Source organism: Cohnella sp. GbtcB17, assembly GCF_019091135.1.
GTDB lineage: Bacteria > Bacillota > Bacilli > Paenibacillales > Paenibacillaceae > Cohnella.
This window is the reverse complement of record NZ_JAGXJW010000064.1, coordinates 31,987-45,375: the sequence shown is the minus strand read 5'-3', so window position 1 is coordinate 45,375 and position 13,389 is coordinate 31,987. Positions and strand designations below refer to the sequence as shown.

General features: G+C 61.9%; 15 protein-coding genes. 3 read left to right on the top strand and 12 right to left on the bottom strand.

Annotation, left to right across the window (positions count from 1 at the left end):
* The 3 genes from KVT38_RS27645 to KVT38_RS27635 all read right to left on the bottom strand — a co-directional run.
* Positions 1-191: hypothetical protein (locus tag KVT38_RS27645; protein ID WP_217596980.1), on the bottom strand; the 191-nt coding region annotated here is incomplete at its 3' end.
* 216 nt (positions 192-407) lie between these two features.
* Positions 408-1,310, bottom strand: coding sequence for a formyltetrahydrofolate deformylase (purU, locus tag KVT38_RS27640; RefSeq protein ID WP_217596979.1), 903 nt, complete (start codon positions 1,308-1,310; stop codon positions 408-410).
* Positions 1,311-1,383: 73 nt separating this feature from the next.
* Positions 1,384-2,514 (bottom strand): deoxyribonuclease IV, encoded by a 1,131-nt coding sequence (locus tag KVT38_RS27635; protein WP_217596978.1) that lies wholly within the window; start codon positions 2,512-2,514, stop codon positions 1,384-1,386.
* 279 nt (positions 2,515-2,793) lie between these two features.
* Between KVT38_RS27635 and KVT38_RS27630 the strand changes: the two genes are divergently transcribed.
* The 3 genes from KVT38_RS27630 to KVT38_RS27620 are packed head-to-tail and all read left to right on the top strand — an operon-like array spanning position 2,794 to position 4,736.
* Positions 2,794-3,264 carry a DUF2621 domain-containing protein gene (locus tag KVT38_RS27630; protein WP_217596977.1) on the top strand — a complete coding sequence of 157 codons (471 nt, stop codon included), beginning with the start codon at positions 2,794-2,796 and terminating at the stop codon, positions 3,262-3,264.
* Between the two features lie 59 nt (positions 3,265-3,323).
* Positions 3,324-3,794, top strand: coding sequence for a hypothetical protein (locus KVT38_RS27625; RefSeq protein WP_217596976.1), 471 nt, complete (start codon positions 3,324-3,326; stop codon positions 3,792-3,794).
* A gap of 27 nt (positions 3,795-3,821) precedes the next feature.
* A complete protein-coding gene (locus tag KVT38_RS27620; protein WP_217596975.1) occupies positions 3,822-4,736 on the top strand; it encodes a TIGR01777 family oxidoreductase in 915 nt (304 codons plus the stop codon).
* Positions 4,737-4,740: 4 nt separating this feature from the next.
* Here the strand turns inward: KVT38_RS27620 and KVT38_RS27615 are convergent, their stop codons facing one another.
* The 9 genes from KVT38_RS27615 to KVT38_RS35010 form a co-directional block, all read right to left on the bottom strand.
* Complete coding sequence (locus KVT38_RS27615; RefSeq protein ID WP_217596974.1) at positions 4,741-6,414, bottom strand: DUF6382 domain-containing protein; 1,674 nt, start codon at positions 6,412-6,414, stop codon at positions 4,741-4,743.
* Positions 6,415-6,461: 47 nt separating this feature from the next.
* Positions 6,462-6,950 (bottom strand): A24 family peptidase, encoded by a 489-nt coding sequence (locus KVT38_RS27610; protein ID WP_217596973.1) that lies wholly within the window; start codon positions 6,948-6,950, stop codon positions 6,462-6,464.
* 14 nt (positions 6,951-6,964) lie between these two features.
* A complete protein-coding gene (locus tag KVT38_RS27605) occupies positions 6,965-7,849 on the bottom strand; it encodes a hypothetical protein (protein ID WP_217596972.1) in 885 nt (294 codons plus the stop codon).
* Between the two features lie 25 nt (positions 7,850-7,874).
* A complete protein-coding gene (locus KVT38_RS27600; protein WP_217596971.1) occupies positions 7,875-10,226 on the bottom strand; it encodes a hypothetical protein in 2,352 nt (783 codons plus the stop codon).
* Entirely contained in the window at positions 10,210-10,836 is a 627-nt protein-coding gene (locus KVT38_RS27595; protein WP_217596970.1) for a hypothetical protein, read from the bottom strand. Before KVT38_RS27595 ends, KVT38_RS27600 begins: the two co-directional genes overlap by 17 nt.
* Positions 10,837-10,961: 125 nt before the next feature.
* Positions 10,962-11,183: a Flp1 family type IVb pilin gene (locus KVT38_RS27590; RefSeq protein ID WP_254639607.1), complete on the bottom strand. Its 222-nt coding sequence runs from the start codon at positions 11,181-11,183 to the stop codon at positions 10,962-10,964.
* A 28-nt stretch (positions 11,184-11,211) separates the two neighbouring features.
* Positions 11,212-12,108: a type II secretion system F family protein gene (locus KVT38_RS35640; RefSeq protein ID WP_217596969.1), complete on the bottom strand. Its 897-nt coding sequence runs from the start codon at positions 12,106-12,108 to the stop codon at positions 11,212-11,214.
* Positions 12,075-12,821 (bottom strand): type II secretion system F family protein, encoded by a 747-nt coding sequence (locus KVT38_RS27580; RefSeq protein WP_217596968.1) that lies wholly within the window; start codon positions 12,819-12,821, stop codon positions 12,075-12,077. The genes KVT38_RS35640 and KVT38_RS27580 overlap by 34 nt, the downstream gene beginning before the upstream one ends.
* Positions 12,818-13,389 (bottom strand): TadA family conjugal transfer-associated ATPase (locus KVT38_RS35010; protein ID WP_254639606.1); only part of this gene is annotated, 572 nt, incomplete at its 5' end. The genes KVT38_RS35010 and KVT38_RS27580, both read right to left, overlap by 4 nt.

The window sequence follows — 13,389 nt, the reverse complement described above, 5'->3', positions numbered from 1 at the left end:
CGGTCGCGGCCGATCCAGCTCGGCTGGGAAGGATTGTGCTTCATCGTCTTGGCGAACAGCTGATATCCCATCGGCGCCGCGCCCATCGGCATGCCGGGGTGTCCGGACTTCGCCTTCTCGATCGCGTCGATCGCCAGCGTACGGATCGTCGTAACGGAAAGCTGCTCGATCGTTTTTGCGTTTGCTGTCATTTTGGTAACGACCTCCTCTATGCTGTATGGCTTAGTTATTATGTGTTAATTCGTTAAATTGCCGTAGTTCGGCCTTGCCTATTGTAACACGAGGGTTGCCTGTTTTCCACAGAGCTTGTACGGACAAGTGCATGTTTTCCACATGCGCAAGTCCGCATCTCGCGCGATGCGGACCTGCGATTGCCGTTTTCATCGGTTGCGAGCCGAGCTCTGTTTTTAGATAAACGCGACCGTCTTGTTCTGGTAGACGACCAGGCGGTCTTCGATATGCCACTTCACCGCGCGGGCGAGCACGATCCGCTCGATGTGGCGTCCCATGCGCTTCAGCTCGTCCACATTGTTGCGGTGGCTGACGCGCTGCACATCCTGCTCGATGATCGGACCCGCGTCCAGCTCGGCGGTCACGTAGTGCGCCGTCGCGCCGATCAGCTTGACCCCGCGGTCGTAGGCCTGGTGGTACGGCTTGCCGCCGACGAACGCCGGCAGGAAGGAGTGATGGATATTGATAATCCGGTTCGTGAAGTGCTCGATGAACTTCGGCGTAATAATCTGCATGTATCTGGCTAGAATAACCAGATCGACCTTGCCTGCGGTCAGCTCCAGCTGGCGCCGCTCAGCTTCGGCTTTGGTCTCGGGCGTCACCGGAATATGGTGGAACGGAATGCCCAACGACTCGACAAGCCCCCGCATGTCGTCATGGTTGCTGACGACCATGCTGATCTCGGCGTCGAGGTCCCCCGCCTGCCACTGCCAGAGCAGCTCGAGCAGACAGTGGTCTTCGCGGGAGACGAAGATGGCGAGGCGTTTGCGGCGCACTGCGCGATAGACGCTCCAGCGCATCTCGAACCGGTCGGCGATACGCGTGAAGTCCTCTTGCAGCGCCGGCAGATTCTGCTCGAGACCGGCAAGATCGAAGGCAATCCGCATGAAGAACATGCCGCTCGCCGGATCGGTCGTGTATTGGTCCGACTGCAAAATGTTGGCGCCTTTCTCGTAAAGAAATTGCGAGACGGCGGCGACGATTCCCGGCCGGTCGGGACAGGAGATCAGCATGCGGGCGCGGTTCGCGTTCTCCTCGCGGCCCTTGCTGTCCTGGTGTTGGTAGACGTTCTGGGTCATGACGGGTTCCTCTGCCTCTCTATACGATCGCTTCTCTTTAATATCTGTATTACTGTGTCTCGCCGGCGTTGCCTTATACCTTGGCGAGCCATTCCCGGCCGGCGAGATAGGCCGTCAGGCGCTGATTGACCGCCTCTTCGCTGTAGTCGCCCGACAGCACGCGATGCTCCATCGCGAGGTCGTACAGACGCTCCAGCGGCTCGCGCGGATCCGCCTTGCGCGCCTTCGCGTCGGACTTCAGCAGCTCCCAGGTGTTCAGCACGAACGAACGGTGGTCGATGTCCTGCTTGCCGAAGAAATGATGCAGACGCTCCACGTCCTCAAGGAATTCGCCTCCGAAGCGAAGGTCGACGTCGCCGCGCAGCAGCGCGATCTCGGCTTCGTACATCGGACGCTCCTTGCTGGCGTTTTTGCCGATCCACGGCGTCTCGAGAATAAACGGCTTGCCGGCCAGCGCAGGATGGCTGACGACATTGTTGATCGCCTCGTAGCCGATCCAGCCGGAGCCGATAGGCGTATGACGGTCCTTGCCCGCGCCGCGCGGGTTTTTGCTGTCGTTCAAGTGGACGACGGCGATGCGGTCGAGTCCGACGACGCTGTCGAACGACTTCAGCACGCCGTCCAGATCGTCCACGATATCGTAGCCCGCGTCGTGAACGTGGCATGTATCGAGACAGATCGTAATCCGGTCGTTGTCGCGCACTTTTTCGATAATGCCGGCGAGCTCTTCAAAGCTGCGGCCGATCTCGGTGCCTTTGCCGGCCATCGTCTCCAAGGCGATGTTCACGTTCGTGTGCTTGGTCGCGTTCAGCACCTCGTTGAGCCCTTCCGCGATCCGGGCAATGCCGTACTCCGCGTCCTTATCCGTGTATGCGCCCGGATGGAGCACGATGTTGTTGACGCCGATCGCGTCGGTCCGACGGACCTCCTCCTGCAGGAAGTTGACGGCCAGCTCGAACGTGTCTTCCTTATAAGAACCGAGGTTGACAATGTACGGCGCATGGACGACGATCTCGCCGATTCCCGCAGCCGTCATCGCCTCTTTTCCCTCGGGAATGAACAGGCTCTCGATAGGCTTGCGCCTCGTATTCTGCGGCGCTCCCGTATAAATCATGAATGAGCTGGAGCCGTAGGACTTGGCTTCGTCCGTCGCCGTCAGCAATCCCTTGTCCGAAAAAGACACGTGGGAACCGATCTTCAGCATGGCTTTACTCCCCTCCGTATGCGGCGCCCTCTGCTGCCGGGCCCGTCCCTTCAAATCAAAGTCTATTGTAGCGCGAACCTCAAAATAAATCTAGAAGACCGTGTCTCCCGGAAGCGGTAAGCAGGCCTGGAGAAAACCCGCTTAAAAAGGCCATTTCCACCCGGAACGATGGCGATCGAGGCTGCGGGATTTGTGCGAAAATCCAATGACGGCTTTTCTCTTTCGCGGGACAGACTGGTAGAAATGCGATATAATTTCGAAAGCGAGGTGAATGCAAAAATGAAATCCAGTCCCGATTGGTTTATGTACTTTATCGCGTTTTGGGGCGTCGTGCTGGTCGTGTTCATGAGCATCGGCGGCTTTTTCATGTTTCGCAAGTTCCTGAAGGTGCTGCCGAAGGCCGACGGCAAGTCCAAGCTCGACTGGCAGAACCATTGGGTCGAGCTCAGCCGGCCGCTTTGGAACGACGAGTCGAAGGCCATGCTGGACAAGCTCGTGTCGCCGGTGCCTAACGCTTTTCGCGATATCGCGAAGCATTCGATCGCCGCGCAGATCGGCCAGCTCGCCGTCGAGAGCGGCGAAGGAAAAGTGACGGAGGAGCACTGCATTAAAGGCTATATTATGGCGACGCCTAAGCGCGACCACGCCTTTTTGATCAACTTTTTGGACAGCAACGGCATCGATTATTCGCCGTACGCCCATCTGCTGCATTCGGAAAAAACGAAACCTTTGGCACCTCCCGTCGTCTAACTTAAGGAGCGGCTCGTCCGGACAGGGCGGCCGCACGATCGTTCGGAGGTGGTCTTGGTATGTTCAATCAACTGAATCGGTACGGCAAAAACTCGGCCTGGGCCGTCGCCGTTCTGGCCATGCTGCTCATGGGCACGGCCTGCAGCAACGACAAGGACGGAAGCGACGCTTCCCCCTCGCCTAGCCTAACCGCTTCTGCGTCCCCCGCATCGTCGCCTGAAGCCTCTCCATCGGCGCAGCCGGACGCCAGCGCGTCCCCTTCGCCCGAAGCGTCGCCTTCCGCTGCTCCTTCGGAAGCGGTCGAAGAGAAAGAGTCGTCCGGCACGTACAACGGACAAATCGACAATCACTCGATCGAGATCGAGAGTCCCGAGGGCGTACGCGCGTACCAGATCGACGACGCGATCTCGGACAAGCTGTCCGATTGGGACGACGGCGCAAAGGTCAAATTCAAGTACAAGATCAATGAGATCAAAGGCGACGGCGAGACGATCGAGCAGTACGTCATCACCTCGATCGACAAGCAATAATTCATGTCATTCCGATGAGGTGATCCCATGCGCGCACTGCTGTGCGGCGGAACCGGATTTATCGGCTCCGCCTTGGCCGAAGCCCTTTCCGCCCGCGGAGACGAAGTATGGATCATAACCCGGAGCAAGCCTGCGGCGCCAGCCGCAGGCTTGCTTTATGCGACTTGGGAATCGTGGCTGGCCGATCCCGGGCTGACTGGTCCCGTCGACGCGATCGTCAATCTGAGCGGAGCGACGATCGGTCGCAGATGGACGCCCGAATCCAAAGCGCTCATCCTATCCTCCCGCATCCAGGCGGCCGAACACATCGCGGATGCGGTCGCGCGAATGCCGAATCCGCCTTCCGTGCTCGTAAACGCTTCCGCGATCTCGCTGTACGGCCATTCGGAATCGGCCGACGGCCGTTATCCGATGCCCTTCGACGAGAACGCCCCTCCGCGTCCCGAAGATTTTTTGAGCGAAACGATCGTAAAGTGGGAGGCGGCGGTCGACCGCATTCCAATCGACCGCATCGTCAAGCTGCGTATCGGTCTTGCGCTGGGCAACGGCGGCGGCTCTTATCCGCTGCTCAGCCTGCCGACGAGACTGTTCGCCGGAGGAAGGCTCGGTTCCGGCCGTCAAGGTATGCCCTGGATCCATATCGACGATATCATAGGGCTGATCCTGCTCAGTCTCGATAACGAAGCGATCTCCGGTCCCCTCAACGCGGTCGCACCGGATTCGGTCGATAACGATGCCTTCGGTCGGACGTTGGCGAAGGTGTTGGGAAGACCCTATTGGCTTCACGCGCCGGCCTGGGCGATCCGGACCGCGCTCGGCGAGATGTCCGCGCTGCTGCTGACCGGTCAGTTCGCGATTCCCCGCAAGGCGCTGGCGAACGGGTACGTCTTCCGGTATCCGAAGCTCGAAGGCGCCCTGCGAGACTTGAAGAATCGCCGTTGACGCGTTATGCCCGAAGCGGCTCGCTTGGCGCATGGAACCGGTAGATCGATCCGGCCATCTGGAGGCAATCGCCCGCCTCGAGCGGATAAGCTTCGTAAGGCGCCATCGGACTTCCGTTCAGCCAGCTTCCGTTGCGGGAGCCCAAATCTTTGGCCAGCCAGCGTCCTTGCCGGCGCAGCAGTTCCAGATGCGCTCTGGACATGCCTCCCGACTCGTCGACATGCTGAGCCGCATCCCGCGAACGGCCGATGACGAGCGACTCGGCTTTTAACGGAATTTTGCACGGCCGTTCCGCGGACTCCCACTCCAGATAGCACTCTGCGGAGGTGCCTGCCGCCTGCGGCGAAGCCAGCAGCTCCGTAGCTTCTCGCCTCGCCGACAGCCATTCCGTATGGGGATGATCGCGAATATCCCGTTCGGACATCTCCAGAGCGTTCCCGGAATTATCCGGATAAGATTCGAATCTTCCGAACGACGGAGCATCCGGCGCGCAGGGCGCAGCTGCTGCTTCGGGTTCCGGCCATGACGGGAGAGATGAAAACCGATTCGACTCCGGTACGCCGGAAGCCGAGATGGCCTCAAACTCCCGATCCCTTTCCGGCCGCTCCTTCCGCGGCCATCCGTTCCACAAAAACAAGCACAAACCTGCGCAAGCCGCCGTTGCGCCCAAGGACAAAACGAGCCCGCGTATGGCCGGGGCTTCCGCATAAACGATTTTCCAGACGATGCCCGCCGCGACAACGGACAGCGATACAAGCCATGTCCGCCACCTGGCGGCGCTCATGCCACCGGGAATCGCGCCGTTAATCGCGCCATTACCGGCAGTTGCATCCTCAGCGTCTCCGGCTGCAGCGATGCGTTCGCCGCGCTCGCGCTCGAATAGGTCCCGGCGATGCCAGGATGCATCGTCCGACTTCCTCTCCATCCGCACCGGCGAATAAGACAGCGGCGAACCGGGCCGCTCCGGCAGCGGCAAAACGCCATTCGCCCCCGCCCCTGCTTTGTTGTCCGATTGCGCCCCATGAGGCTCCGAGCCCGTCTCGACCCGTTCCGACGCTCCCTTATACCGATCCGCTGCTTGGCTCATGTTTCCGGCGCGCTCTTCTGCGCGCTCGCACAAATATTGGCGAGCGTATGTGCGCAAAGTCGAAGGCGCGAACTCTTCTGAAGCCGTCATTTCAAGCAGCTGCTGCAAAGCCGGCCCGTCCGGGTGTTCCGCACGCATGACCCATCTGACGATCAGACGCTCGAGCCCCGTCTCGTCGTCGACCTTTTCGTCGGCAGCGAGCGGCAAATACGCAAAACGCAAATCATGCCAGCCGCTCCCGACAAAAATATATTCGTCCTTCAACAGCAGCCGCTTAAAATCCAGCATATGGTCATGGCATTGTTCAGCCGTTTCGGCCAGCTTGCACAAAGCGGCCATCGCGTCGGTCATCGTCCAGCGTTCGGTCCGCAGCATCTGGCTCAGCATTTTGCTGCCCGCCAACCGATAGCGCAGCGCGATCCGGCCGTCCGTTTCTTCAACGGCCAACGGCAGCAGCCCGGGCACCTCGCAAGCCTGCAGCATGCCCGCCTGAACAGCGTCCAGTTCGTCCATCCGCCATGGCGACGGCGCCTGTTCGAGGATCATCCAAAGCCCGCGCCGCTGCTCGAATCTCGTATTCAGTCTGTTCATGATCTCCCTCCTTATCGTACTCGTTCGCCTCCAGATACGCTGCGCCGCTATCCGCCCGCGAACGCCAGCAAGGCATAGGCCGGCGCGACGGCCAGCATAAAAGGAAACTTCGCGCCTTTGCCCGCGCGAACCGGATGCGGTCCCCACGGCCACGCGAATCGAAGTGCCCAGACACGAACGGGCGGCAGCTTCAACAGGAGCAGCAGCGCGGCGATCCCTCCGGCGAACAGCAGCGAAAAAACGGCCAGCTCCAGCGCCGCGGCCGCGCCGGCCCAAACGCCGTATGCGGCAAACCATTTAACGTCCCCCGCGCCAAGCCCCCGGGCGGCATATAGCAGCCACAACGGAATCGCTCCAGCCGCAAGCCCGCCGATCGTCCACCAGAAGCGCCCGGGACCGTACACGGTTATTTGAAAGAGGAAACCGCCGGCTGCGAAGGCCGCGCACAACCTATTGGATATTTCCATTCGCCTGATATCGCTCCAGCAAGCGAAGAGCAGCAGCGCCGCAGTCGCGAACCCCTCGATCGTATTCACGGCTAACCTCCTCTTCAGGCAGACTTGGATTGCACCTCGAACGTCTGTTGGAGGCTGCCGCCGCTGTACGATGCCTCCCAAACCCACTCGCCGGGCGTCGTATTGCCTGAGACGAGCCAGGTCCAGGAGACGCGCCCCGTCGCGTCGGCCGTCGCTGCGCCCAAATATCTGGCCTGGCTTAAGCCGCTCTTGTAAACGACCTTAAGATCGACCGCAGCGCCCGGATTCGCCCGCAAAACCAAAGTCACCCTGCGACCGCGCTGAACGGGCGAAGGCTCTAGCGAAACGAACGCCAGCGAGCCAGCCTCGCCGTCCGCTTCAGGAGCTGCGGCGGCAAGACGCTCGCCCCCTGTCCAGACGCGCTCCCTAACGGAGGACCTCAGAATAAGCGGCCGACCTGACCAAGGAAACGAAAACGGCAGCCTGTATTCCGCTTCGAGCGTCAAATAAGCTTTGGAAGGATCCCGCGAATCCGGCAATTCAACGCCTACCAGCTTCATTCGCGAAGCTGGCAGCATCGACTTGCTTAGCCTGTCGGCAACGCGGGGCTCCAGCGCCTCCTTCGCCAGAAGCGCGTCCGGATACCAGCCGCCCGACGCAAAGCGTTCGGCCCAGTCGGACAGCGGTTTGGGCAAATACGGCGCAAGCTTGCCCACCGTCTCCTGGGGCCCTGCCAGCTTATCCTTCCAATCCGCATAAGCTTCCGCACCCACACCCGACGCTTCTCCCGCTGCCGCCAAGCCTTCGGATAAGGGGTACCATACCGATGCCGTCTGCCTTGCCGTTTGGGACAAAGCGCCCTGCAGCGCCATGGCGGCAATCGAGGCATGAATCAAGTAGATCAAAAAGAGAATGCAGATCATGACCGTTGGCATCGTCAATGCGGCTTCAAGGGTCAAGCTCCCTTCGCTGACCGTCCGTTTCTTACTGATAAGCGCTATCCGCCGAAAAAGCCGCCTCATACCGATTCCCCTTCACCGTCCCCTGCCAGGATACGCTCTTTCCTATCAGCTTCGCGGCGCCCGGCAAAAACCATAACCGCACCGAGGCTGCGCCTCGCGCGCTTACGTATGTATAAGCCTGCTGGAGATCGACATCGAGCTTGTTTTCGATCAATGCAAGCCTGCGGGCCGTTTGTCCGTCCGAACTCCCGTGCAGCAGCAAAAAAAGCCGGATGTAATCCTTATAGTAAGTATCGATTTTCGCGTATTTGGATAGCGGAATGACGCCCCGGTCCAGCAAGCCTTGAACATCCTTCAGCGCTTCGGTAATGCCGTAAAGCGCGGCTGCCGCAAGCACGACCAGCGGATGCCCGTAAGAGCGGCATTCGATCAGCCCTTCCATCGTGCGGATGGCAAGCCGCAGCGCGAACAGTTCGCCGTAAGCCGCCGCGATGTTCGCCGCCGGATTGCGCAGACCGTACAATACGTACTCGTTTTCCTGCTCGCTTGGCATCAGCAGACCTTCGCCGCCCCCGTCCAGCAGCGAACGCACTTCAGAAGGCTCCGCCGTCGTGAAGCGGGAATAGGAATACTCCGCGAAATAGACGGCGTCGCGCATCCCCGTTACGCCATCTCCAAGCGCCTCCAGCCATCCGTCCGCGGACGCGAACGCCGCCTGGCGTCCTTCTGCCGCGTCTGTGGGCAGGCGCGTCGCGGTCGCGGCCGCGTCCTCCTGACCTTCGTTCCAGGTTAAATTCCGCCGGTACAGCCAATCCAGCCGTTCGAACGCTTGCTTCTGCTCCGGCGACGATCGCACGCCTGCGAGCGAGGCCAAAAAGGCGGCTGCGCCAGACCAGGCAGTACGCGACTGCTTGTCCAGCGAACGCCGCTCCTCCTCGCCCGCCCTTTCCGACTTCAGCGCTTCGCGGCGGCCGGCCGTCACGCGGCCCGAGTCTCCGTGCTCGTCCGCGAAGCCGGACAGCAGCGATTGAAGACGCTCCGCTCCGTCCCGCAGCGCGCCGTCCAAGCCGGAAGAGCCCGGGGCAGCTTTCAACGAGACAGCCATCGAAGCCGCACCGTCCCGCAGGCCGAAGCCTGCGCTGCGGATGCCATCCAGCTCCGCCCTGTACCCGCCCCAGTAATCGTCGGGAAGGATCAGGTCCGAGGCCGTGCGTCGAAGCTCTTGCAGCGAGCCCGCCTCGGCGCCGGTGAAGCTGCCCTCCCCCGCCTCCGCCGGCCATTCGGCCGGCGGATCGGCAGCACTCCCGGCGTCGGCCGCGATTCGTTCCATCTCCCGGTTCGCCGCCTCGGCTTCCTCGAGCGCCTTCAATGCCGCATCCAGCGATTTTTCAAGCGCGGAAAACGCTTGTTCAGACTTGCTTGCGAGCAGCCCTGCAAGCTTGACCGCCCCGCGCTCGTAAGCGGCGAGCAGCGCTGCGTAACGCGGCCCTTCGGGCGGAGGTGGCGTAGGCGAAGGCGACGGAGAAGGCTTGGACCCCGGCGACGGCGAGACCCCGGTCGGCTTCTCTTCCGCCTCCCGGCGCAATCTTTCCGCTTCGTACTGCCGCCAAGCCTCGGCTCGCGTTGCATCTTCCGCTCGCTTTGCCGTGTAATCGCCATACATAAGCGCCGCATCCGCGACATCTTGAACGTCGCCCGCGGATCTGCCGCCCGTCATCGGCTCCGGAGGCCGCGGAACGATCCCTTTAAAGGCCTCAATCATCGCATCTCCCGCTTCGATCTGGCGTGCCAGCGCGCGGTCCAGGGCAGCTTCGCGCAATTCATAGGCTCGGCGCATCTCTTCGAGCAAATCGGACGTTTTCCGCGCTTCCTTCATCAAAGCCGGCAGACCCTTGAACCGCGAAGCCAAGTCCAGCGTCAGGTCGATCGGCGCCTTGTATTTCATCTCCTCCAACACCTGCCGCTTAAACACGGCATGGGTGCCGAGCGGCCGGCTCTCGACGACCTCGCCGTCGCGCCATGCCGTATCCAGCAGCCGGAGCGCTTCGGCGTCTTCGGGATCGCGATGCCCTTCGAGCACCTCGGACAGCAGCGCTTCGGGAGCGCCGCCTCCGACCGCGAACAGGCCGTAGCGTTCGTACAGCACCGGATCGTACGCCGATAATACGCCCCTGGCCCCGGCTTTGATCGACAGCTCCGCCTGTTGACGAAACGCCGCAATGCGGCCGAAATCGATCAGCGTCCCCGTCAGAAAGATCATGGCGGCCATAACCGCCGCCATGTATATGGAGACCGCTCCCGATGACGACCGCCAGAACCGGCGCGAGCGATTTAGACGGCTGGCGCGTTGATGGGCATCATTGCCACTGCGCATTCGCCTTCCTCCCCAATAGCGAGCCTGCTTTCCCGAGATACGCGTCGGCGCCGCTCCCCTCCTGCTTCGCCTTGGCCGTATAATAGCGGACAAGATCGAATGTACGCATCCACTCCGCAGGCTCCGTGACCGGGGTCGCCGCTTCGGACGAGGCGGCAGCCGAACCTCGCAGCAGAACCAGCGGTCTAAGCTCAGCCGGATCCGCGGCCGACACTTCGATCTCCCGCCGCACCCCGCCGCGCGCGTAGCCGACGCTGCCCCGCCAGCTTCCCGCGAGCGCTTCGGCGGCCGGTTGCAGCTTGCGAAGCGTCAGCCGATCGCCGGGGTCCGCCGCTCCCGGGAAACCCAGCGTATCTCTGGTCTCGTCTCCCGCCTCGCCTGACCCCCATCCGAACAGCCCTTGCAGCAGCGCGTCATCGGTCAGCCGCCAGTACAGCCCTTCGTACCGGCCGTCCTCGTATGCGCCTGTCGCGAAGTCGCTGTCCGCGTGGCTCCAGTTAAAAGCCGTCCTTTCCGCAGCGACGGCGGATTTGTAATGAACGATCGCGTTCTGCGCGGTAAACAATGCGTAAAACACAAGCAAAAACGTGACGACCAACAGTGTCGGCATGAGCATGCTCGCCTCTAGCGAATAAGACCCCGATGTCTTTCCCCAAAAGGAAGCGCCTCCGCCCCGCAGCCGTCGGCAAATCGAGAGAACGGCGCCATGACGGCGGATGAAGCCAGCGGTCCCCATTAGCCGAAAAACGAGTCCGACTTGTCCTCGACCTTGCCGAACAGCCGATCCAGAAAATCCAAAATCCAGTCTCTGAACAGGATGGCGATGGCGATGATCACCGCCGCGATCAACACGATCTCGAGCGTGCCGAGCCCCTCCTCGTTCCTCCAGAAAGCGTTCAACTTGCCGCGCGCATACATACCGAGCCTGAAGGAAAGACGGCGAATGTGAATGTTCATGAATGAAACCTCCTGTTTAAAAATGAAATTATTCAGTTGCCATCAGCAAAATCGAAGGCGTCCCTACGAGCACGAGAATGATGAGAAATATGACGGCGAGCGGAAACGCCAATCTGGAGGATGCGCGTTCGCCAAGTGTTTTGGCCGCGGCCTTGCGCTTCTCCCACAACGTGCGGGACAGCTCCCGCAGCGCGGTCACGAACGTGTCGCCGCCGCGCCTTGCGTTCATGAGCAGCGTCGTGGCGAACAGCCTCGCCTCGGGCACGGCACATCGGCGGCCGAATTCCTCCCAGGCGAAGACGAAGGACTCGCCTCGCTTCACCGCCGTCACCGCAGCCTCGAGTTCCGCGTATAGCGGATGCCCCGCCTTCGCCCGCGCGCCTGCTGGCCTTTCAAGGCAGCGCTCGAGCGCCCGGAGCACGTTTTCGCCTGCGTTAACCAAGAGCAGCAGCCGGCTCAGCATCTCGGGCAGCTCCATAACGATCTCGTGCCTGCGCTCGTCCAGCTTGCCGTACAGTTCCTTTCGCTTCATCAGCGGCAGCAGCGCGGACAGCAGCGCGCCCAGACCGAGCAGCGCGGGCCGACCGGCGAGCCAGCCTAACATAGCGCCGGCGAGCAGCGCCGCATACGCATAGGCGACGCATTCGGCAGCATGCCGCTGCAGCAGCGCGGTCACGTCGCGCCCGCCCGACAAGGCGGACAGCGCAGCCTGTTCGCGATGCAGCTTCGGGGCGATTCGTCCCCAAAGCCGCCCGCTCGCGATCAGAACGCGCATCGGATCGAACAAAAGGTGCCGGGGCTTGCTCCAGGCGCGGCGCCGCCATGCTTGAGCGACCAGCGTTCCGTATGCGGCGACCAGTCCCAAGACAATGACGCCGAGCGCGAATCGCATCATAGCCGGATGTCCATAATGCGCATCATCCACGCGCATACGCCTGCCAATGCCGCCAGGCACAAAGTTAACACGAGCAAGCCTCCGCCCCGGTACAGCGGCTGCATATAATCGCCGGCGAAAAAGCCGAGCAGACCGACGAAGCCGAACGGCATGACCATCATGAGCCTGGACTCGAACTTTTTCTGGGCGATCAGGACGCCGACCTCCAGCTCGACCTCGAGCTTCTCGGCGATCAAGCCCGACGTGCGCCGCATTACTTCGACGAGATCGCCGCCCGATCGCTTGCAGATGCGAAACGCCTCGGCGAAGTTCCCGATCTCCTCGACGCCGCTGCGAACGGCGAGATCGCTTAACGACAGCTCCAGCGGTTCGCCGTTGCGAAGCCGGTTCGTCACCGCGCGAATCTCCCGCAGCAGCGGCGCGTCGGGATCGCCGATCAGCATCGCCATGTCCGCTTCGAGCGCGCCGAACGCGGTCTCGACGGAGCGGCCGGCGGACAGCAGCGACGACAGCGTCTGGAGCATGTCCTTGAAGTGAAGGCGCAGCCGCTCCTGCCTGCGCCGCCGCAAATGTCCCGCGACCAGCCTCGGTCCGTACCAGCCGCAAGGCGTCGCAAGCAGCGCGATCAGGGGCTGGCGGTACAGCAGCCACACGGCTGCGAAGCCGATGCAGGCGCCCCCTGCCATCGCATAGATACGCTCGGCGCGACCGAGCGTATATACGCGGTAATCCGTCATGCTCATGTCATCTCCTCCGAATCTTCATCCGTCCAGCCGCGCAGTTTGCGAACATCCGTGAGCTCGCCCGTCCGCCGAAGAGCATGCCCTCCGGTCTCGTCCTCCACTTCGCGCAGGAAGAGCGGATTCAGCTCCACATCCCCGTCCTTGATGCCAGCGACCTCGCAGATCTCGACGACGCGCCGGCTGCCGTCCCTTAATCGGCTCAGGTGCACGACGATGTCCAGCGCCGAGGCAAGCTGCCGCCGCACGACGGATACCGGCAGCTCCGAGCCCCCAAGCACCATCGTCTCCAGCCTCGACAGCATGTCGCGGGCCGTATTGGCATGACCGGTGGACAGAGAGCCTTCATGCCCAGTGTTCATCGCCGTGAGCATATCGAGCGCCTCTTCGCCGCGCACCTCGCCGACGATGATCCGATCCGGCCGCATTCGCAGCGAGGCGCGGATGAGGTCGCGCATGCCGATTCGTCCCTTGCCCTCCGTATTCGCGTTCCGCGTCTCCAGCGAGACGAGGTTCGCGATGTCCGTAATCTGCAGCTCCGCCGCATCTTCGATCGTGATGATCCGCTCAA

Coding starts and splice junctions, on each gene's coding strand:
- KVT38_RS27620 (WP_217596975.1), top strand. CDS start 3,822: ATGCGCGCACTGCTGTGCGGCGGAACCGGATTTATCGGCTCCGCCTTG.
- KVT38_RS27590 (WP_254639607.1), bottom strand. CDS start 11,183: ATGAACATTCACATTCGCCGTCTTTCCTTCAGGCTCGGTATGTATGCG.
- KVT38_RS27630 (WP_217596977.1), top strand. CDS start 2,794: ATGAAATCCAGTCCCGATTGGTTTATGTACTTTATCGCGTTTTGGGGC.
- purU (WP_217596979.1), bottom strand. CDS start 1,310: ATGACCCAGAACGTCTACCAACACCAGGACAGCAAGGGCCGCGAGGAG.
- KVT38_RS27625 (WP_217596976.1), top strand. CDS start 3,324: ATGTTCAATCAACTGAATCGGTACGGCAAAAACTCGGCCTGGGCCGTC.
- KVT38_RS27580 (WP_217596968.1), bottom strand. CDS start 12,821: ATGAGCATGACGGATTACCGCGTATATACGCTCGGTCGCGCCGAGCGT.
- KVT38_RS27615 (WP_217596974.1), bottom strand. CDS start 6,414: ATGAACAGACTGAATACGAGATTCGAGCAGCGGCGCGGGCTTTGGATG.
- KVT38_RS27635 (WP_217596978.1), bottom strand. CDS start 2,514: ATGCTGAAGATCGGTTCCCACGTGTCTTTTTCGGACAAGGGATTGCTG.
- KVT38_RS27595 (WP_217596970.1), bottom strand. CDS start 10,836: ATGCCGACACTGTTGGTCGTCACGTTTTTGCTTGTGTTTTACGCATTG.
- KVT38_RS27600 (WP_217596971.1), bottom strand. CDS start 10,226: ATGCGCAGTGGCAATGATGCCCATCAACGCGCCAGCCGTCTAAATCGC.